Below are 20,490 nucleotides of genomic sequence, written 5' to 3'. Positions count from 1 at the left end.
GGCGGGGGAGGCGTCGTGGTGATCCCCGCCGACCTGGTGTTCCCCGGCCGCAGCGAGATGGCCGCGCGGATGCGCGAGCACCCGTGGGCCGACAGCGGCACCGGCACGCCGGACACCTGGTCCGTCGCGCTCCAGACGGCCGTGCGGATCTGCCTGACCTCGCGCTTCCCCATGATCCTGTGGTGGGGCGAGGAGCTGCGGTTCCTCTACAACGACGCCTACCTGCCGCTGCTCGGCGGCAAGCACCCGGCCCTGGGCAAGCCCGGTGACCGGGTGTGGCCCGAGATCTGGCACACCATCGGCCCGATGCTGCGGTCGGTGATGGCCTCCGGCGAGGCCACCTGGTCCGAGGACCTCCTGCTGCCGGTCAACCGGCACGGCTACTGGGAGGAGACCTACTGGACCTACTCCTACAGCCCGCTGCACGACGACGACGGCGCGGTGCGAGGCGTGTTCACCGCGGTCAGCGACACCACCGAGCGCGTGGTCGGCGAACGCCGCCTGGCCGTGCTGCACGACCTCGGGGCGCAGGCGGGCACCGCGCACGGCGTCGCGGAGGCGTGCGACCTGGTGGCCGCCGCGCTGGGGCGGGCGGGCGCGGACGTGCCGTTCGCCGCGATCCACCTGTGCCCGCCGGGCGCGGACGAGCCGGCGCTGGTCGCGACCAGCCCGCCCGGGGCGCGGCGGGAGGGAGCCGCCGCCTGGCCGCTGCGCGAGGTGCTGGCCTCCGGGGACCCGGTGGTGCTGCGGGACGTCGCCGAGCGGTTCGGCGAACTGCCCGCGGGTGGCTGGCGCACCCCGCCGACGGAGGCGGTGGTGCTGCCGCTGACCGGTGACGCGGGCGGCGAGCCGGTGGGCGTGATGGTGCTCGCCGCGAGCGCCGGCCACGCGCTCGACGACGCCTACGAGTCCTTCCTCCAACTGGTCGCGCGGCAGACCGCCGCGCTGGTCAACGCGGCGATCGCTTATGAGGACCAGCAGCGGCGCGCGGAGGAGCTGGCCGAGCTGGACCGCGCCAAGACGGCGTTCTTCTCCAACGTCAGCCACGAGTTCCGCACCCCGTTGACGCTGATCATGGGGCCGGTCCAGGAGCTGCGGGACCGGTTCGCCGACGACGAGCCCGTCCGCGAGGAGCTGGAGGTGCTCCACCGCAACGGGTTGCGGCTGGGCAAGCTGGTCAACACGCTGCTGGACTTCTCCCGCATCGAGGCCGGGCGGGTGCGGGCCCGCTACGAGCCGGTGGACCTGGCCGCGTTCACCGCCGAGCTGGCCAGCGTATTCCGCTCCGCCGTCGAGCGCGCCGGCCTGGCCTTCGAGGTGGACTGCCCGGCGCTGACCGGTCCCGTCCACGTGGACCGGGAGATGTGGGAGAAGGTCGTGCTGAACCTGCTCAGCAACGCCCTCAAGTACACCTTCGACGGTTCGGTCCGCGTCTCGCTGGCCGAGGAGGACGGCCACGCCGTGCTGACCGTCACCGACACCGGCACCGGCGTGCCCGAGCGCGAGGTGCCGCGGCTGTTCGAGCGGTTCCACCGCATCGAGAACGCCCGCTCCCGCTCCAACGAGGGCAGCGGCATCGGCCTGGCGCTGGTGCGCGAACTGGTGGGCCTGCACGGCGGCGCCATCACCGCCGACAGCACCGAGGGCGAGGGCACCGCCTTCACCATCCGGCTGCCCCTCGGCCACGCCCACCTGCCCGCCGACTCGGTGGTGGAGGCCGGTGGCGCGGACGTCGTGGTGTCGGGCACGGCCGAGCCGTTCGTGCAGGAGGCCATGCGCTGGCTGCCCGCCGAGGACGCCCCGCCGGACGGGGGCGCGGCCGACGGGTTCGCGGCCGACGGCGCGGCGGTCCGGCTCACCCGGTCCGACGCGGGCGCCGCGCCGACCAGGGTGCTCATCGCCGACGACAACGCCGACATGCGCGACTACCTCCGGCGGCTGCTCACGCCCGCCTACGAGGTCGCCACGGTCACCGACGGCCGCGCCGCCCTGGACGCCGCGCGCCTGCACCGGCCGGACCTGGTGGTCAGCGACGTCATGATGCCCCGCCTGAACGGCCTGGAACTGGTCGCCGCCCTGCGCGCCGACCAGCGCACGGCGGGCGTGCCGGTGCTGCTGCTGTCCGCGCGCGCCGGGCAGGAGGCCTCCATAGAGGGTCTGGAAGCGGGCGCGGACGACTACCTGGTCAAGCCCTTCTCGGCGGCGGACCTGCTGGCCAGGGTGCGGGCCAACGTGCAGCTGGCGCGGCTGCGCAACCACCACGCGGCGTGGCGCACGGCGCTGACCGACTCGCTGCACGAGGGTTTCTTCGTCTGCGACGAGGAAGGCACCGTCGTCGAGGTCAACGCCGCGTTCACCGAGATCCTCGGCTACGGCCCCGAAGGGCTGCCCTACGCGTTGCCGCAGCCGTGGATCCCCGAGGACTCCCTCGACATCCGCGCCGTCCTGGCCACGATGCTGGACAAGGGCGCGGGCTCCGGCACGGTCCCGGTCACCCACCGCGACGGGCACCGGCTGTGGGTGGCCGCCACCTACAGCCGCGTCCACGACCCCGACACCGGCCGCCGCATGTTCGTCGCCACGTTCCGGGACGTCACCGCGGAGCGCCACGCCGTGCAGCGGGACTCGGCGCTGGCCGCGCTGAGCGTCCGGCTGTCCCGGGCGGACACCGTCGGCGAGGCGCTGAGCGGCGCGCTGGAGGAGCTGCGGTCGCTGTGGGACGCGCGTCGCGCGATCGCCGTCACCTTCGGCGCGGCGGCCGAACCGGAGGTGGTGTGCGCGGGCGACGACGTCCGGTGGGGTGACCTCCCGGCGTCGCTGCGCGCCTCGACCGACCTCCTGCGCGCCGGGCCGCCGCTCGTCCCGCACGCGGACGAGGCGGCGCACGCGGGCATCGCCCTGGAGCACCCGCGCGGCGTGCTCGTCATCTGGGTCGACCTGAGCGAGCACCGGCCGTTCTCGGCGGAGGACCGGACGCTGCTGGTGCTGCTCGCGGGCCACCTCGGGCAGGGCCTGCACCGCGTGCACCAGATCGACCAGCAGCGGGAGACCGCGCTCGCGCTCCAGCACGCGATCCTGGGACCGCCGCACCTGCACGACGGCTTCGCGGTGCGCTACGAGCCCGCCACGCGGCCGTTGCGCGTCGGCGGCGACTGGTACGACACGATCGGCCTGCCGGACGGGCGCATCGGCATCGTCGTCGGCGACTGCGTCGGCCACGGCCTCCAGGCGGCCACCGTGATGGGGCAGCTGCGCAGCGCGTGCCGGGCGCTGCTGCTCCAGAACTCCGGCCCGGCGCAGGCCCTGAGCGCCCTGGACCGCTTCGCCGCGACCCTGCCCGGCGCGCTGTCCACCACCGTGTTCTGCGGCGTGCTCGACCCGTCGACGGGCGAGCTGGTCTACTCGGCGGCCGGCCACCCGCCGGGGATCGTCGCCCACCCGGGCGGCCCGGTCGAGCTGCTCGACGGCGGCCGCTCGATCCCGCTGGCCGTGCGCCCGGACCGGCCGCGGCCGGAGGCCACCGCGGTCGTGCCGCCCCGCGCCACCCTCGTGCTCTACACCGACGGCCTGGTCGAGCGGCGGCGGCGCTCGCTGGACGAGGGCATCGCCGCGGTGGCCGCCGCCGTCCGGGACGGCCGGACCAGCCCGGTGGACGAGCTGGCCACCCGGCTCATGACCGACCTGGGCCCGGGCGACGGTTATGAGGACGACGTGGCGCTGCTGGTCTACCGCCACCCCGCGCCGCTGGCCGTGGAGTTCCGGGCGCACTCCTCGGAGCTGGCGCCGACCCGGCACGCGCTGCGCGCCTGGCTCAACCGCTGCGGGCTGGACCAGGAAGACATCCAGAACGTGCTCATCGCGGCGGGGGAGGCGTGCGCCAACGCGGTCGAGCACGCCTACCGCGACGCGCCCGCCGGCGTGATCCGCCTGGCCGCGTCCGTGGCGGCGGACCGGCTGAACCTGACCGTGACCGACGACGGGCAGTGGCGGCAGGCGACGCCCGACACCAGCGGCTACCGCGGCCGGGGCATCAAGGTCATCCGCGCGCTCGCGGCGGAGTTGACCATCGTCCCCGGACCGACCGGCACGACCGTCGAGATGGACGTGAGGATCAGCTGATGACCGCAGAACTCGCCCTGGTGCCCTCCAGAACGCCCGACGGCGCACCGCTGTTGACCGCGTCCGGCGAGATCGACCTGTCCAACGTCGGCGGGTTCGCCGACGCCGTGGCGGCGGGCGTGGCGCGCGGCAGGCCGCTGACCGTCGACCTCACCGCGGTCGAGTACCTGGACAGCGCCGCGCTCAACGTGCTGTTCGACCACGCCGACCACATCCGGGTCGTGGCCGCCCGGATGCTGCTGCCCCTGCTGCGGGTGTGCGGCCTGACCGAGCTGGTGGAGGTCGAGCAGGCCGCGACGTGACCTACGCGGCGGGCTCCGCGGCGGCGTCCCGCACGTGTGGCGCGAGGGCGTCGGCGATGAGCGCGTACCCGGCGGGCGAGGGGTGGAAGCGGTCGGCGGAGAACAGCGCCGGCTCGGCCCTGAACCTGGTGAACAGCTCGGGGCCGACGGTCGCGACCGTGCCGCCCGCCAACCGGACGGCGTCGGCCTGCACCCGCGCGTACATCGCGCTGGCCCGCGAGACCAGCTCGCGGTAGGCGGGTGGGACGTGGGAGACGATGCCGAGGTCCGGCGCGGTCGCCACCACGACCGCCGCGCCGGCCCGGCGGAGGTTGGCGACGGCGTCGTGCAGCAGCCGAGCGCCGATCGCGGGTGGGGTGAAGGAGGTCAGGTCGTTGGCGCCGATCACGAGCAGCGCGACGTCGACGCCGCCGGGCAGGGCCTCGCGCACCTGCTCGGCCAGGTCGATCGACCGCGCGCCGGAGACCGCGTGGACCCCGAGGTCCACCCGGTGACCGTCCGCCCGCAGCGCGTCGGCCAGCCGGTGGCCCAACGTCTGCTCGGCGGTCGTGCACCCGACGCCGAAGGCGAGCGAGTCGCCGAGGACGCGGAAGCGAAGAGTTTTCGTCATCGTCTGGTACAACGCTTCGCCACCGCGAGATGATCCCGTTGCTACTTGCGTCACACCTCCAGGTGATTCAGCTCGCGCCGGGCCGTCGCGCGGACGGCGGGGTCGGGGTCTTCGGCGCGGGTCCGGAGCCAGCGGCGCGTGTCCGGGGCGAACGGGCGGGCGGCGGCGACCGCCCGGATCGCGGCGCACCGGTCGCCGGGCAGCGCGGCGTCGGCGCCGAGGTCGTGCAACCAGGCGAGGACGCCGGGGTCGTGCGACCAACCGAGGGCCAGCCACTCCAGGGCGAGGCCGCGTACCAACGGGTCGTCGTCGGTGACGGCCAGCCCGCGCAGCCATTCAGGGGTGTCGGACAGGTGCGCGCCGACCAGGACCGACAGTTCGACGGCCGTGCCGCGCGGGTGCCAGCCCCGGTCACCTGTGGCGTACCCGCGCAGCCAGGCCGCGGTATCCGGTTGTGCGATGCCGGCAGCCGCCGCGGCCGACGAAGCCCGGGCGCCCACGGCGTCGTCGGGATCGGTTTCCGCGATCCGGCGCAACCACCGCGTGACCTCGACACCGGGGAACGAAACGTCTCCGATCGTCGTCAGCGCGGCCAGGCGCACCCTCCACTCCGGGTCCGAGACGGCGGTCCTCCTCATCTCCTCCAGCGTCCCGGCGCGGTGCTCGGGGTACTGGGCGACGAGCTCCAAGGCGACTTCCCGGACGCGAGGGCCGGCATCCCGGGCCACCCGCTCCCGCAGCCACCCGGCGGTGGCCGGTCGGTTCGGCCGGGTTTCGGCCACCAGTCGCACCGCGACGGCCCGCAACCGGTCGTCGGGGTGCTCGACGGCCAGTGCGAGCACCTCGTCGACACGACCCCACCCCGACACCACGGCCCTCAGCGCGACCTCCCGGGCGGTGTGGTCCGGATCCCCGGTGACCACCTCCCAGAGCAGGCGCGCCGCGTCGGCCGGATCGGGAAGGCTCTCCGCGAGCATGATCGCGGCGGCTGCCCGCACCCGTCCCGACGCGTCACCGGTGACGAGGTCGCGCAGCCGTCCGGGCAGGTCGTCCGCCCGCACCTCTGCCAACTGGTTCAGAGCGGCGACGCGCACCTCCGGGTCGGGGTCGTGGGCGACCCGCTCCCAGAACCACGCGACGGTCCGCGCATCGCTCGCCAGGTCGGAGGCGAACGCCCACAGCGCCGTCCTCCGGATCGCCGGGTCCCCATCGCTCTCCGCCAGGTCGCGCACCTGGTCGCGCAGCGCCGGACGACGTGAGATCGCCCAGATCGCCGTGTCTCGCGGTCCGTCGTCCGGATCGCTGTGGATGATCTCCACCAACCAGTCCACCGGATCGTCGCCGGAGCTGTGGTCGTCCACGGCGTCGATGGCCGCCTCTCGAACATCGGCGTGCCAGTCGGTGCGGGCCACCTCGCGCAACCACGTGATCAGCCCGGTCTCGCCGGACCGGCAAGCCGCCACTTTCCGCACGGCGTGCCGCCGCAACGTGGGACTGACGTCGAAGCGCGCCACGTCCCGCAGCCAGTCCAGCACCCCCGGCTCGTGACCCCACCCGTCGGCCACCGCGTTGAGCGCCGCCGCCCGCGTGCTCTCCCCTCGGGAGGGATCGGAGGCGACACCGCGCAACCAGGCGGAGGTGGCGGGGTGGGCCCACGTCAGACCGGTGATGGCGTCAACCAGTTCGCTCCGCGTCGGATCGCCCTCGAATCGCTCCCGCAACCACGCGAGGGTCGCCGGGTCGTGCGCCCACCCGTCCGCGACCAGTTCCACCGCGGTCGTGCGGACGAGCACGTCAGGATCGGTGTCGAGGACGTCGTAGAGCCGTTGGCGCAGGTCCTCGACGGCTGTGTGCACCGCCGCGTTGCTCAAGGCGGTGTTCCTGATGCCGTAGGAGGGGTCGGTCGACGCGGTGCGCCACAACCAGTCCGCGACCGCCGGATCTGCGCCCCAGCGCTTCGCCAGCAGCGTGATCGCCCGGTCGCGGACCATTTCGTCGCGCTCGGTCCCGACGATGCGCAGCAACCAGTCGACGTCCGCGGTCGCCGCGGCGACCGCCGTCCGGCGCACGGAGTAGGACGGATCGCGCTCGGCCCGGTCCCGCAGCCACCTCTCGACCTCGGTGTCGGAGCCCCGGTGCTCACCCACCGCGCTGATCGCCGCACTCCGCACGGATGGGCTGATGTCCCGGGTGGCGAGGTCGCGGAGCCAGTCGAAGACCCCGTCCGCGCGCCCCCAGCGCTTCGCCACCGCTTCGACGGCGGTTGATCGCACCTGCGGTTCGTCGGCGTTGACGGCGAGGTCGCGCAACCACGGCAGCACGGTGGGATCGTGCGCCCACCCCCGGGGCACCGCCGCCACCGCGGCCGTGCGAACCCACTTGCTCTCGTCGGTGGAGGCGATGTGCCGCAGCGAAGCGAGGAGGTCGAGGTCAGGGGCCCAGTTCTCGGTGAGCAGGGTGATCGCTTCGCGCCGAAGGCCGTTGGGGGTCGACGAGTCCAGCAGCTCACGCAGCCGTTCCAGGACTTCCGGGGCGTCGCGCCAACCGTCGGTGAGGGCACGCGCCAGGGCGATCTGGACGGACGGGTCCCACTCCGAGCCGAGCAGGTCGATGAACCACGTGAGCGCGTCGGGGTGGTCGGCCGCCTCCCGGCTCAGCACCTCGATCGCCTTGCGCCGGACCCGGGTGTTCGGGTCCCGGGCCGCGAGGTGGCGCAGGAGTTCGGTCATCCCCGCGTCGACCGCGCCTCCGCACGTCAGCCCGGTGATCGCGGCCAGGCGCACGGCGAAGTCCTCGCTCGTGGCCAGCTGTTCCCGCAGCTGGGCGGCGAACCGGTCGGACTCGGACAGCAGCGCCGCGATCCGGGTCGCCAGCACCAGCACGACCGGTTCGCGACGACCGCCCTGGCGGCGCAGCGCCACGAGGTTGTCGCGGTACCAGGTCCGGTAGTCCTCGCGACCCGCCCAGTGGGGTCCGAAGGCCGTCAGCGCGGGCACGACCTCTTTTTCGATCAAGTCGGTCAGCGCGGAGTCGTAGCGGCGGTGCCTCATCCCCGCCACCACGAGCAGGTCCACCACGGCCCGGCCGACCGCTCGGCTCTGCTCGGTCAGCACGCCGAGCCTGCGCACCTCGCCCAGGCACTGGATGGCCAGCACGAGGTGGTGCGGCAGCCGCTCCGGGGCCCGCGGCCAGTCGGGGTCGGCTGTGAGCAGCCGGTCGATCACCGGTCCGGCGAAGCGCGGGTCGAGCATGCCGGTGACGTGCCGCAGCACCTCGTGCCACGCCGGGTCGGACCAGCGTTCGCCGAACACGCGCTCGACCAGGTCCTCCTCGCTGAGCGACCGCTCCTGGTGGAAACGGTGGTCGATGTCGGCCGCCGCCAGGTACTCCAGGAACGCCCGGTGGACGAAGCCGTACACCTCGCCGCCGAACCGGGACAAGATGAAGTTGCGCTGGTGGAACTGGCGCAGCATCTCCTTGGCGACCGCCTTGGCCTGGTGCGCCGGCAGCTCGTAGCGGTCCTTCAGGTACGCCTCGAACTCGGCGGTCAGGTCCGGTCCCGGGATGTGGTTGCCCGCCAGCCCCGCCGAGGCGTCCTGCATCCGCCGGGCCACCCGGCGCAGCAGCTCCAGCTTGTCGGAGTGGTCGATGTAGGGCAGGTCCCGATCGGCGCGGGCATCGGCCAGGTGCTTGCTGATGTCCCAGTGCTCGACCAGCACGGTGACCGCGTGCTCGTACACGGTGCGGCGGTCCCGGGGCAGTGCGCGCCGCCTGCCGATGATGGCCAGGATGGTGAGCAGCATGGGGTTGCCAGCCAGTTCCGCGACCGCCCGCGAGTCGTCGACGGCGGTGATCAGCCGCCTGCGCATCCGGTCGGCCTCCGCCGCGTCGTGCGGGTAGGCCGTGCCGTACCAGCGGCGCACGAACCCCGCGATCTGATCGCGGGCCAAGTCCTGGAGCATGTGGTGGCTGAAACCGGCGGTGTCCAGGACCGCGCGTTGGTAGCCGACGACGCGGGACGTCACGACCACCTTGGCCCGGGGGTAGCGGGTGGCGAAGCCGACGATGCGGTGGCTGACCACCTCGCGCTGCGCCGGGTCGAACACCTCGTCCAACCCGTCGAACACCACGACCACGTCCCGCTCGGAGAGCAGCGCGTCCGCCCGGTCCCGCGGCAGGCCGAACCGCTCGTACAGGTGCAGGTGCTCCACCAGGTCGAGGAAGTCCCCGCCGCTCCAACCCCGGGAGACGTAGGTGCGCAGCTCGATCACCAGCGGGAGCGCGCCGCGCAGCGGTTCCAGCGCCGGGGGCAGGTCCACGCCGCCCGCCAAGGCCAGCGCCAGGTACCTGGCCAGGGTCGATTTGCCCGCCCCGGGATCACCGAGCACCACCGTGCGGGTCGACGACGGGTGCGCGAGCACGGACAGGACCGGGCGGCGTGGTCGTTGCTGGTAGGTGCTGTGCAGCCGGTCGACCACCTCGCGGTCGAGCCCGAGCGGCAGTTCGCCATCGGCGAGGGCGCCCGCCTCGACCAGGCGCCGCAGCAGTTCGCGGGGTAACTCGACCGGGGGTGGATCGGCGCGCACGGCCTGACCGACGAACACGTCCCGCAGACCCATCGGCGGGTGCTCGTCCTGGTCGTTGAGGGGGATGAGGGTGTCGAGCTGGATGCGGCCGAAGCGCTCGCGGACCCGGGCCAGGTAGTCGGCCACCACCTCGTCGTCGCGTTCCACGGCTGTCGCGCGGCCGTCCGGCAGCGCGTCGAGGTACCGCGCCCGCCAGTGCTCCGGACCGCCCTCGACCTCCCGGCGCCGGCTGCGCGCGCAGGCCAGCAAGGCTTCGACCAGCGCGTCCAGGTTCTCCGGGCGGGGCTCGGTGCGGCCCTTCAGGATGTTGCCCACCGTCGCCTTCGACAGCTCGGCCCCCGAAGCCGCTGCGGTGCGCTGGGCGATCGCCTCGTAGCTCGGCTTCCCGGCCAGGTCGCGCAACTCCACCAGCACGGCGACCGCCGCCGCGCGCGGCACCTGCGTCATCCCGCTCCCGTCCGGCCAACGTCCAACTCGGCCAGTTTGTCCCGAATTGGTCGGCCGGAACGGTTCCGTCGTCCTCGTACACCACCATCAACCAGGGAGGACGACGATGCCGACCACCCTTGCCGAGGTCGTGCGCACCACCGCTGAGTGGCTGCCGACTCTAACGTCCATCGCAGAGGCGGCGACCGCCGTTATCGGTCTTGTGCTCGCTGTCGACCGCCTGGCCAAGTGGTGGCGCGCCCGCCGTGGGTGACGCAGGCGCACGACCGAAACGGGTGAACTCGGCGACGCCCGGTTGCCCGGTGGCCCGGTCCTGGGAGGGTCGGGAGCCGGAACGCCCCCCGACCACGGAGCCGACGTGCGCCTGTCCTACCTCACCTACCGCGACGCGCTCAGCTCCATGGGCGACCCCCGAGCCGACGCCGCCGTGGCCGAACTGGTCGACGCCGGGCGCTTCGACCCCGGGACCGCCGACCCGCTGTCCGGCCTCGGCCGACCGGGCGACGCGCCGCCGGTGCGGGTGTTCCTGGAGGGCACGCCGCGGCTGCCGCCGTGGGTGCGGCCCGAGCGGTTGCGGCGGATCGCGTCGTTCTTCCGGCGGCGCGGGCCCGGCCTGGCCGCCGTGCAGGCGACCGCGGGGGTCGTCGGCACCTACCTGTCGCCGCCCGGCGCGCGGGCCCTGCGCGCGGCGCACGAACTCGGCCTGCCGCACCGCCGGCCGACCCGCGTCGCCCGGCTGCTCACCGGGCTGGCCGACCCCGAGGCGTTCAGCGGCGCCCGGATCGTCCCGCTGTGCTCGCGGATCCGGCTGGCGCACGCCGCGGTGCGGCGGCTGCTGCCGCGGGCGGGCCGGTGGGACGGCGCGAGCCCGCCGCTGTCCCAGCTGGACGTCGCGGGCGCGGTGCTCACGCTCTCCGTCGGCGGCCCGGACGCGCTGGACCGCGTCGGCGTCCCGACCACGGCGGAGGAGCGGGAGGACCACCACTACGCCTGGCGGATCGTCGCCCACTTCCTCGGCGTGCCCGACGAGTACCTGCCGGACTCCGCGGCCGAGGCCCGCGAGCTGTGGGACGAGGTCCGCGACCACGAGTGGGGTGCCAGCGAGGCGGCCGTCCAGCTCACCCGCGCCACCATCGGGGGCTACCAGGAGCACGTGCCCGCCGACCTGCGCGCGGCCGTGCCCGGGTTCGTGCGCCGGGCGTTGACCGACGAGCACGCCGACCTGGCCGGGGTGCCGGAGGGCGGGTTCGACGACCGCGTCCTGGCCGCCCTCGGCGCGGCCGTCGAGCGCGTCGCCCGCGAGGCGGCCGTGGTGCCGCGGCCCCGCGCGGTGCTGCCCGTCGAACAGGGGGTCACCACCTGATCGGGTGACTTGCCCGGCGAGGCGACCGGGAAGGCGCGAGTGGTGGAACTCCTCGTCCTCGACCCCGTGCGCGGTCAAAGGGCTGGTCGGCCTGGCACGCCGAGCCGAGGCCGAACCCGCCACCGACGACGAGCGCCCGGTCGAGACCGTGAGGTGCGCGGCGGCTGCGCCACTCGCCGCAGTGACAGCGGCCTGATGACAGCCTGCCGCACACCGATTTCCTGAATATTCTTAGGATTCTCCTCTTTCGCCCGTGCCTGGAAGTGGTGGTCACCATGGTCGCGCGCTTGTTCGTCGCGGTTTGCGTCCTCGGCATGTCCCTCCTCCCGTCCCAGGCCGCGGCGTCGGACTGGTGGTTGCAGTACTCCGACCGCGGCACCGGCCTGTGCCTGGACGTCGCGGGCGGCTCCAGCGCGGACGGGGCGATCCTGCAGGAGGCCGGGTGCAAGAGCCCGGTCGCCGGAGGGTCGGGCAACCAGCGGTTCCAGACCCGGGCCACGGCCGGCGGGTACCTGTTCGTCGCGATGCACAGCGGCAAGTGCATGCAGGTCCAGGGCGGCTCGCTCGTGGACGGCGCGATCGCCCAGCAGCTCACCTGCACGGGCGCGGCGCACCAGGTGTGGCAACTGCCGCAGGTCAGCGAGAACCCGAACGGGTCGTTCAACGTCCAGATCCGCAACGTCAACAGCGGCAAGTGCCTGCGCGGCCAGCCGACCGGCACGGCGCTCACGCAGGTGACGTGCGCGAGCAGCGACACCCGTCAGGTGTGGCGGCAGCACCTGCGGTCGGTGGACCGCTGATCCGTCCCGTTCGCCCCCGGTCCCGTCGGCCGGTTGAAGGCACGACCGACACATGAGCGCGCGACCGTGGTCGCCCGATCAGCGCCGGGGGAGTGCGTCGACGGGGCGTGCGCGGGTAAATGGGTGGTGACGTGGGGCGGTGACCGGCACCATGGGCGGGGTGCCGCCCGTCACGATTCGCGAGGCTCATGAAGACGACTGGCCCTCGATGTGGTCGATCATCCACGACGTCGTCACCGGGCAGCGGACTTTTCCCTACGACCCCGACATGAGCGAGTTCGACGCGAGGCGGATCTGGTTGCTGGGCGCGCCGGCGAGAGTGGTCGTCGCCGTCCGCGGCGACCGGGTGGTCGGGACCGCGAACATGTACGCGAACCGGCCCGGACCCGGGAGCCACGTCGCCTCCGGCAGCCTGATGGTCGCCGAGGAGGCGCGGGGCGCGGGTGTCGGTCGGGCCCTCACCGTCGACATGATCGCCTGGGCACGGCGGAGGGGATTCGCGGCGATCCAGTTCAACGCCGTCGTCGAGGTGAACACGGCCGCGGTCCGCCTGTACGAGAGCCTCGGGTTCGTCACCCTCGGCACCGCCCCCGGAGCGTTCCGCCACCCCACCCTGGGGCACGTCGGCCTGCGCATCATGTGGCTGGACCTGCGACGCCCGGGAGGCGCGACCGGCTGATCCGACTCCGCCGCGGCACGAGCCGTCCGGCTCGGACCACGTGATCCACCGGCCGGGCGACGAGCCGTCCGTTCGGCTGCCCCGCCACGCCGGCGCGATCGGGCCGCTGACCTGTTCGCCCGCAGCGAGGCGGTCGTTCCAGTCGGCGTGCTGCTCCAGCCGGTACAGCCACTGTTCGCAGGTCAGGTCGTCGGGTGGACCGTGGTGAGTGCGGAGGCCAGGGCGGCTGGTGGGGGGACGACCACCGCGTCGACTTCGGCTGCATGCCGCCGGGCCCGATCGGCCGGGGCATCGCGCTGGGCGGCGCCACCGCCGCCAACGCGCGCGGCCTCGTGCTGACCCCGCTGGCGGAGGGCCGGCTCACTCGACGTGCTGGGTGACCGTGCCGCGCACGAAGTACCGCTGCGCCACCAGGAACAGCAGCACCATCGGCACCGTGGCGACCGCGCTCGCCGCGAGCACCAGCTCCCACTGCGCCTCGCCGCCCTCGCCGAACCGGTCCAGCACGGCCTTCAGCCCGCGCGGCAGCGTGTACAGCTCGGGTTCGCGCAGGTAGATCAGCGGCTTGATCAGGTCCGTCCAGGCGGCCTTCAGCTCGAACACGAACACCACGACCAGGCCCGGCCGCGCCAGCGGCAGCGCCATGGCGGTGAACAGCCGCCACGCGTTCGCGCCGTCGACCTTGGCCGCGTCGAACACCTCGCGCGGCAGGGCGAGGAAGAACTGGCGCAGCAGGAAGACGTAGAACGCCGAGCCGAACAGGTTCTGCGCCCACAGCGGCACCTGCGTGGTGGCCAGGCCCAGCGCGTGCCACTCCAGGTACACCGGCACCATGGTCACCGCGGCGGGCAGCATCATCGTCGCCAGCACCACGCCGAACAGCGCGTCGCGCCCCCGGAACCGGAACATCGCGAAGCCGAACGCCACCACCGCGCTGGCGACCGTCGCCGCCGCGGCCGCCGCCACGCCCACCGCGACGCTGTTGCCGACCCACGTCAGCAGCGGCACCGCCCGCCACACCTCGACGTAGTTCCCCGGCGAGAACGGGCGGGGCAGCAGCGCGTTGTCGAACACGTGCGCCCGGTCCTTCAGCGAAGCGCTGACCAGCCACCAGAACGGGTAGCCGAACGCCAGCGTGACGACCAGCAGCCCCGCCCACACCCCGAGCCGCTTCACGACCGGTCCCCCTCGTAGTGGACGTACCGGCGGGACAGGCGCACCTGGACCGCGGTGACGACCGCGATGATGGCGAACAGCCCCCACGCCAGCGCGGAGGCGTAGCCCATGCGCAGCGACCCGAACGCCTCCTGGAACAGGTGGATCACGTAGAACAGCGCCGCGTCGCCCTCGGCGGACTGCCGGGCGCGGGCGCCGAAGAACATCGCGTACGCCTCGGTGAAGACCTGGAGCGAGGCGATGGTGTTCACCACGGCGGTGAAGTAGATCGTGCCGCTGATGCCCGGCAGCGTGACGTGCCAGAACTGCCGCCACGGGCTCGCGCCGTCCAGCCGGGCCGCCTCGTAGCGCTCCAGCGGCACGCGGGTCAGCGCCGCCAGGTACAGCACCGCGGTGCTGCCCGCGGTCCACAGGCCCATCACCACCAGGCCCGGTTTGATCCACGTCGGGTCGGTGGTCCAGTTCGGGCCGGTGAAGCCGAACCAGCCCAGCAGCGCGTTGACCGCGCCGTTCTGGCCGTTGAGCAGCAGCAGGAACAGCGCGGCCAGCGCCACCGGCGGCGTCATCACCGGCAGGTAGACGATCGTGCGGAAGAACCCGGCGGCCCGGCCCGCGCGGCGCAGCAGGCTCGCCAGGCCCAGCGCCAGCACGATCTGCGAGGGCACGTGCAGGGCGGTGAAGAACACCGTGTTCCACAGCGCGGCGCCGACCCGCTCGTCGGTGGCCATCTCGCGGTAGTTGTCCAACCCCACGTAGGTCGGCGGCTCCAGCATGTCGTAGTGGGTCAGCGACAGCCACAGGCTGAACAGCATCGGGCCCGCGGTGAAGGCCAGGAAACCGATGACCCACGGCAACAGGAACAGCCAGCCCGCGCGCGCCTCGCGCTTGGTGACCGACACGGCGCTACCTCCCGCCCACGCGCTTGAGCGCGCGTTCGGCTTCGCGTTGGGCCTGGGCCATCGACTCCCGGGGATCCTGCTGCCCGTTGAGCACGCGGTTCACCGCTCCCTCCCAGGCCCGCAGAAGTTCGCTCGCGGCCGGGCTCGGCGGCACGGCGAACGCGTTCTCCTGCAACGCCAGCACGGTCGGCACGCCCTGCCCCAGCACGCGGTTGTCGCCGGGGTCGAACACCTCGCGGTGGATGCGCTCGTCGGCGACCCGGTTGGCGGTGAACGTGCCGCCGTAGGGCTTGCCCGCGGCGGCCAGCGCGTCCCGGCGGGCCTTCGCGGCGGTGACCCAGGTGTCCGGCGCGGTCATGGTGGCGATGAAGTCGCAGGCCGTCCCGGGGTGCCGGGAGCCCTTCGGGATCGCCCACGCCGAGCCGGAGGAGTCGGTGAGCGGGTTGCCCCGCCGGTCGGTGAACGGCACGACCGTCACGTCCACGTCGGGCGAGTTGGTGGCCAGGGTGTTGAGGTACCAGGAGTCCATCGGCATCGCGGCCAGCTGCCCGGTCGCGTAGTGGTTGTTCGCGCCGAACTGGTCGAAGGTGTCGCGGAACGCCTTGAACGACGCCCAGCCGCCCTGCCGGTCGACCAGCTCGGTGGTGACGCGGACCGCCTCGACCACGCGCGGGTCGTCCAGGCGGGCGTCGGGGCCGGCCAGGTCCGCGCCGTTGGCCTTGGCCCACAGCGGCAGGAACTCCGGCACCTTGGGGTCGAAGCCGATGCGCTGGAGCTTGCCGCCGTCGAACCGGGTGAGGCGGTCGACGAGCGCGGGCAGGGCGGACCAGTCGGTGGTGGCGAGGGCGGCGGGGTCGAGTCCGGCCTCGCGCACCACCGGGTTGTTGATGATCATGACCCGGAGGGTGGAGAACTCCGGCACGCCGTAGACCCGGTCGTCGTGGGTGACCTGGCTCAGGGGGGCTTCGCGGAACTGGCCCAGGTCGACGTCGTGCCGGTCGAGGCAGTCGTCCAGCGGTTGGACCGCGCCGCGGGCCGCGTAGCTGCCGAGCTTGGAGCGTTCGGCGTAGACCACGTCCGGCGGGTCGCCCGCGGCCACGGCGGACAGGAACTGCTGCTCGTCGAACGCGCCCTCGTTGACGCGGAGGTCGATGTCGGGGTGGCCACGGCGGAACACCTCCACGCGTGCCGTGGCGTGCTCGTCGGGGAGGCCGAAACCCATGGTCGCCAGGGCGTTGGGCGCGTCGCCCGGTCGGTCGCCCAGCCCGCCGCAACCCGCGACCGCCAGCAGGGACGCTGAGATGAGCGGGAGCACGCGCATGGCCGCCTCCGGCGTTGATCGACACCGGAACTGTTCCCGCCGCGGGGCGCGGTCACACCCAAGTCGCCCGGATGGCCCAGTGGAGTCCACTGTGGATGATCGTGGCGCCGGTCCCGAACGTGGAACTCGGGGGTCCTGGGCGTACGACACGGTGGACCTGGACGTACGACTCGCGCTGTTCAGGGGTGGGTCAGGGGGTGGATTCCGCGGTGGCGTCGGAGGCTTCGGCCAGGTCGAGGGTGCTGCCGGTGAGCCTGCCGCGAACGGTGAGGCCCTCGGCTAAGCGGATCAGGTAGGAGCGGCGGACCGGGTCGGTGCGCTGGGTCCGCCGAACGGCGGTGCGGTAGCGGATGATCGCCTCGTCCAGGTCGGCGCGCCTGCCGGTCCGGGCGTAGCGGCGGCTCACCAGGTCGGCCAGCGCGACCTGGCAGGCGGTGCGGTTCCAGCCCTGGTCGGCGTGCGGGGCCTTGAGCGCGTCCCGGTAGGCGGCGATCGCGTCGTTGAGGTCGACGGGGTCGTCGTTGAGGCGGAACCGCCTGGCCAGGGCGTTGCCGAGCGCTTCGGCGTCGGACGCCCGGCGGGGGTCGGCGACCGGGGTGGCGCGCAGCGCGCGTCGACATCGGGCCACGGCCTCGTCGACGCCCTCGCCGCCCCGCCCGTGGTCGGCCGTCAGCTGCTCCTGGCCCCACCCGCTGGTCATGACCCTCCCGGTGCTCCGATCGGCCGCCGTGGTGCGGCCGTCAAGGCAAAGCCGCGGCGGGTGGGACAACCCTACTCGTCGGCCGGAAAGCGTTGGGTGACGGGACGGACCTGCACTGAGGGGCCAGGTTCACGACGGGCGGCGGACGCCTCGACCGGGAGCTAGGCTCGCGGTGTGAACGACGCTCCGAAGGCCTCCGACCACAATCCCGAGCACGCGCAGGGCGGCACCTACTCGGTCAAGGGCAAGGAATACACCCGCGACACCCGTTACCTCACCACGCGGATCACCGCGGACGGCCGCGACGGGTTCCCCGTCGAACCCGGCCGGTACCGGTTGGTCGCGGCCCGCGCGTGCCCGTGGGCGAACCGGACGATCATCGTGCGCCGGCTGCTCGGCCTGGAGGACGCGCTGTCGATCGGCATGCCCGGCCCGACGCACGACGCGCGGTCGTGGACCTTCGACCTCGACCCCGGCGGGCGGGACCCGGTGCTGGGCATCGAGCGCCTCCAGGAGGCCTTCTTCAAGCGCGACCCGGAGTACCCGCGCGGGATCACGGTGCCGGCCATCGTCGACACGACGACCGGCGCGGTGGTGACCAACGACTTCGCCCAGATCACCCTCGACCTGTCGACCGAGTGGCGCGAGCACCACCGCGAGGGCGCGCCGGACCTGCTGCCCGACGCGCGCCGCGACGAGGTCGACGAGGTGAACCGGCGGGTGTTCACCGAGGTGAACAACGGCGTCTACCGGTGCGGGTTCGCAGGCAGCCAAGAGGCCTACGACGAGGCGTACGCCCGCCTGTGGACCGCGCTGGACTGGCTGGAGGAGCGGTTGCGCGACCAGCGGTACCTCGTCGGCGACACCATCACCGAGGCGGACGTGCGGCTGTTCACCACGCTGGTGCGCTTCGACCCCGTCTACCACGGCCACTTCAAGTGCAACCGGAACAAGCTGGCCGAGATGCCGGCGCTGTGGGGCTACGCGCGGGACCTGTTCCAGACGCCCGGTTTCGGCGACACGGTCGACTTCTGGCAGATCAAGCAGCACTACTACGTCGTGCACACGGACATCAACCCGAGCGGCATCGTCCCGGCCGGGCCGGACCTGTCCGGGTGGGTGACCCCGCACGGGCGTGAAGCGCTGGGCGGTCGGCCGTTCGGCGACGGCACGCCGCCGGGACCGGTGCGCGAGCCGGTCGACCCGACCCACACGCCGTTGTCCCGCTGACGCCGTTGTCCGCTGACGCAGCTGTTCCGCTGTCCTGCTCGCTGACGCCGTTGTCCTGCCGATGCCGACAGGTGCCGATGCCGGTAGGCGCCGGTTGGCCCGGTCAGCCCTGCCCGCGCGGTGTCAGCAGCGGGCTCCACTCCCGTGCCAGCGCGGCCGCCAACTCCATGTTGGCCGCCGCCGCGTCGAGCGTCCGCCTGCCGTGCCCGCACGCCGCCGCCACGCCCGCGACCGGCGCGCCCAGGGCCTGCACGGTCAGGCACAGCGCCTGCCTCGTCGCCTCGGGGTGCGACTCGGCGACCACTCCGGCGATGACGTCCACGCCCCGCCGCAGGTGCCGCAGCGCCGCGAAGAAGTCCGGGTCCGTCGACGGCGCGGTGTCGCCGCTGGTCACCGGCAGGTGGACGGTCGGCATCGGCAGGCGGAGCCGCGCGAGCAGGTCGGCCAGCCCGTTGAGGAACTCGACCGCGGGCTCCAGGTCGGAGGGGGCGAACACCGGCACGTGCTCCAGGTCCCCGTAGCACAGGTGCAGCACCCAGTTCACCCGCGGCGCGGCCCGCAGCACCTCCGCCACCTGTCCGCTCAGGTCGCGGGTCAGCATCGGCCACGCCTCGCGCGAGGTCCGGTGGTAGGCCACGAGCACGGCCGGGGTCTCCAGTTGCAGTTGCAGGCGGTCGCCCCAGGTGGCGGCCAGCGCGGCGACCTCGCCGACCACCGCCTCCTGCACCGCGGGCATCCAGTCGCGGGCCGCCTCCACCGAGCCCGAGGCGAACAGCGCCAGGTCGAGCGAGTTGGGCACGCCCACCTGCACCCGGACGCCTGTCTCGCCGAGCCCGTCCAGCGCCGCGAACGCCGTCTCGGCCTGCACCGGGCGGCCCGGGGCCACGTCACCGGGCAGCAGCCGGTGATCGGGCCGGATCCGGTAGTGGGGCATGTCGTCGTAGCCGCGGCTCGCACCGCCGCGCACCTGCTCCAGGCCGGGCACGGCCGCCAGCCCGTCGAGCCAGTCGATGATCCAGCGCGGGTCGCGGTCGTAGGGCAGCGCGGTCAGCTCCGCGCCGTTGCGGTGGCGGAGGAACCAGCTCATCGCGGCGCCCGCGTCCTCGCACAGCGGGTGTGGCAGCGAGCCCACCAGGTGGACCGGCAGCGGGCGCGCCGTCCAGCGGGCCGGCGTCGCTCGGAAGTCGGGGATCGTGGTCATAGGGGGGTCCTGCTTTCGTTGGGAGACCGAAGCCGGACACATGGTGACAGCTCCGAACACGTCCACCTGATCTCCGAGCGCCTACCGTGAAGATCATCCACGCGATCGTGTGACATCTCGTCCCGGGCGCGGGAGCGTTGGGGGACAGCGGGAGCGCGCGGTCGCGGGAGTTTCGTCACTCACACGAGTGGAATGCCGCGGGAAGCGCCCTCCCGACCGGACGGCCACCGCCCGCTGTGCTGCACTCGAAGGGTCAGGAGGCGCCGCGGACACCCGCGGCGCCCCGGTGGGAGGGAGACCAGGAGCCGGTCCGGGACCCGTTGCCCAACGGAGAACCGGTCCACCCCGGACGCGCCGGCCGCCCGCGGCGCGCTGTCGGCGGCGCCCCACGAGGACCTCGTCCCGTGTGGACGCCGCTCCGGATCCGGTCGGTCGCGCGCGGGGCGCGGACGGGGAGTCGACGGCGTGGGGTTGGCCGATTCCCCGACCCCCCGCGCCGGCGATCGACCAGGGGGCGGTTCGGCTGGTGGGCGCGGAGACCTTACTTCCGCGGCGTGGTGCCGAACCGCCCCCGGACCGCCCGCGGCGCCGGATCCCCTGCACGGGACCGCACCTGCACGGGACCGCACCTGGGCAGGACGAAACTCCTGCACGGGACCGCACCTGCGCAGGGCTCCGTCCATACGGGACCGCATCCTCACGGGCGCGCGCCGCAGGAGACCGCGTCCACCCGGGACCCCGCCTCGGGCGCGACCAGCCGAACCCGAGTTCCTCTCGGACCTGCGCGGTGCACCGACCACGGAGCCGGGTGGCGGTCAGCCCGGGTCGCCGCGCCGCTTGCGGTGGGCGACCCAGCCGAGGTCGACGACCAGCGCCACCGCCGGCGCGCCCAGCAGCACCGCCAACCAGGTCAGGCCGGCGCGCCACGCCAACACGGCGGCCACCCCGTTGAACACGACGCCGAACCCGGCCAGCCACAGCCGCAGGGTCAGCGCGCTGCGCGGTGGCGCGGGTGGCGGCAGTTCCTCGGTCATGTCCCCTCCTCGCGGTGGGCTAC

General features: G+C 73.7%; 15 protein-coding genes. 7 read left to right on the top strand and 8 right to left on the bottom strand.

Translation table 11 applies throughout. The features are described from left to right. Positions 1 to 15 precede the first annotated feature (15 nt). Both ABD223_RS25655 and ABD223_RS25650 read left to right on the top strand, forming a co-directional pair. On the top strand, positions 16 to 4,119 hold the full coding sequence (locus ABD223_RS25655) for a SpoIIE family protein phosphatase (protein WP_344039051.1): 4,104 nt from the start codon (positions 16 to 18) through the stop codon (positions 4,117 to 4,119). Further along, complete coding sequence (locus ABD223_RS25650) at positions 4,119 to 4,421, top strand: STAS domain-containing protein (protein WP_344039050.1); 303 nt, start codon at positions 4,119 to 4,121, stop codon at positions 4,419 to 4,421. The genes ABD223_RS25655 and ABD223_RS25650 overlap by 1 nt, the downstream gene beginning before the upstream one ends. 1 nt (position 4,422) lies before the next feature. On the opposite strand, the gene ABD223_RS25645 is transcribed toward ABD223_RS25650, so the two are convergent. Together ABD223_RS25645 and ABD223_RS25640 are read right to left on the bottom strand one after the other, a co-directional pair. Beyond that, positions 4,423 to 5,031: an SGNH/GDSL hydrolase family protein gene (locus ABD223_RS25645; protein WP_344039049.1), complete on the bottom strand. Its 609-nt coding sequence runs from the start codon at positions 5,029 to 5,031 to the stop codon at positions 4,423 to 4,425. 50 nt (positions 5,032 to 5,081) lie between these two features. Continuing rightward, positions 5,082 to 10,064: a HEAT repeat domain-containing protein gene (locus ABD223_RS25640; RefSeq protein ID WP_344039048.1), complete on the bottom strand. Its 4,983-nt coding sequence runs from the start codon at positions 10,062 to 10,064 to the stop codon at positions 5,082 to 5,084. A 358-nt stretch (positions 10,065 to 10,422) separates the two neighbouring features. Here ABD223_RS25640 and ABD223_RS25635 point away from each other — a divergent pair, with 358 nt between their 5' ends. From ABD223_RS25635 to ABD223_RS25620, 4 genes are all read left to right on the top strand, one after another. Then, positions 10,423 to 11,427, top strand: a complete 1,005-nt coding sequence (locus tag ABD223_RS25635) for an oxygenase MpaB family protein (protein WP_344039047.1) — start codon at positions 10,423 to 10,425, stop codon at positions 11,425 to 11,427. Positions 11,428 to 11,741: 314 nt separating this feature from the next. Further along, on the top strand, positions 11,742 to 12,227 hold the full coding sequence (locus ABD223_RS25630; protein ID WP_344039046.1) for an RICIN domain-containing protein: 486 nt from the start codon (positions 11,742 to 11,744) through the stop codon (positions 12,225 to 12,227). Between the two features lie 139 nt (positions 12,228 to 12,366). Continuing rightward, positions 12,367 to 12,906 (top strand): GNAT family N-acetyltransferase, encoded by a 540-nt coding sequence (locus ABD223_RS25625; protein WP_344039044.1) that lies wholly within the window; start codon positions 12,367 to 12,369, stop codon positions 12,904 to 12,906. Positions 12,907 to 13,100: 194 nt separating this feature from the next. Next, positions 13,101 to 13,286 carry a hypothetical protein gene (locus ABD223_RS25620; protein WP_344039043.1) on the top strand — a complete coding sequence of 62 codons (186 nt, stop codon included), beginning with the start codon at positions 13,101 to 13,103 and terminating at the stop codon, positions 13,284 to 13,286. On the opposite strand, the gene ABD223_RS25615 is transcribed toward ABD223_RS25620, so the two are convergent. The 4 genes from ABD223_RS25615 to ABD223_RS25600 form a co-directional block, all read right to left on the bottom strand. Beyond that, positions 13,267 to 14,082 carry a carbohydrate ABC transporter permease gene (locus ABD223_RS25615; RefSeq protein WP_344039042.1) on the bottom strand — a complete coding sequence of 272 codons (816 nt, stop codon included), beginning with the start codon at positions 14,080 to 14,082 and terminating at the stop codon, positions 13,267 to 13,269. The two genes, ABD223_RS25620 and ABD223_RS25615, sit on opposite strands and share 20 nt — an antisense overlap. Next, a complete protein-coding gene (locus tag ABD223_RS25610) occupies positions 14,079 to 14,981 on the bottom strand; it encodes a carbohydrate ABC transporter permease (RefSeq protein ID WP_344039041.1) in 903 nt (300 codons plus the stop codon). Before ABD223_RS25610 ends, ABD223_RS25615 begins: the two co-directional genes overlap by 4 nt. Before the next feature lie 4 nt (positions 14,982 to 14,985). Continuing rightward, complete coding sequence (locus ABD223_RS25605; protein ID WP_344039040.1) at positions 14,986 to 16,302, bottom strand: ABC transporter substrate-binding protein; 1,317 nt, start codon at positions 16,300 to 16,302, stop codon at positions 14,986 to 14,988. 190 nt (positions 16,303 to 16,492) lie between these two features. After that, positions 16,493 to 17,002 carry a hypothetical protein gene (locus ABD223_RS25600; protein ID WP_344039039.1) on the bottom strand — a complete coding sequence of 170 codons (510 nt, stop codon included), beginning with the start codon at positions 17,000 to 17,002 and terminating at the stop codon, positions 16,493 to 16,495. 285 nt (positions 17,003 to 17,287) lie between these two features. Here ABD223_RS25600 and ABD223_RS25595 point away from each other — a divergent pair, with 285 nt between their 5' ends. Beyond that, on the top strand, positions 17,288 to 18,232 hold the full coding sequence (locus tag ABD223_RS25595; protein WP_344039156.1) for a glutathione S-transferase family protein: 945 nt from the start codon (positions 17,288 to 17,290) through the stop codon (positions 18,230 to 18,232). 103 nt (positions 18,233 to 18,335) lie between these two features. On the opposite strand, the gene ABD223_RS25590 is transcribed toward ABD223_RS25595, so the two are convergent. After that, positions 18,336 to 19,433 (bottom strand): hypothetical protein, encoded by a 1,098-nt coding sequence (locus ABD223_RS25590; protein WP_344039038.1) that lies wholly within the window; start codon positions 19,431 to 19,433, stop codon positions 18,336 to 18,338. Between the two features lie 815 nt (positions 19,434 to 20,248). Further along, entirely contained in the window at positions 20,249 to 20,467 is a 219-nt protein-coding gene (locus ABD223_RS25585; RefSeq protein WP_344039037.1) for a DUF6343 family protein, read from the bottom strand. Positions 20,468 to 20,490 lie beyond the last annotated feature (23 nt).

Source organism: Saccharothrix xinjiangensis, from assembly GCF_039527585.1.
Classification (GTDB): Bacteria; Actinomycetota; Actinomycetes; order Mycobacteriales; family Pseudonocardiaceae; genus Actinosynnema; species Actinosynnema xinjiangensis.
The sequence above is the reverse complement of the archived record's forward strand: the minus strand, read 5'-3'. Positions and strand labels throughout refer to the sequence as shown.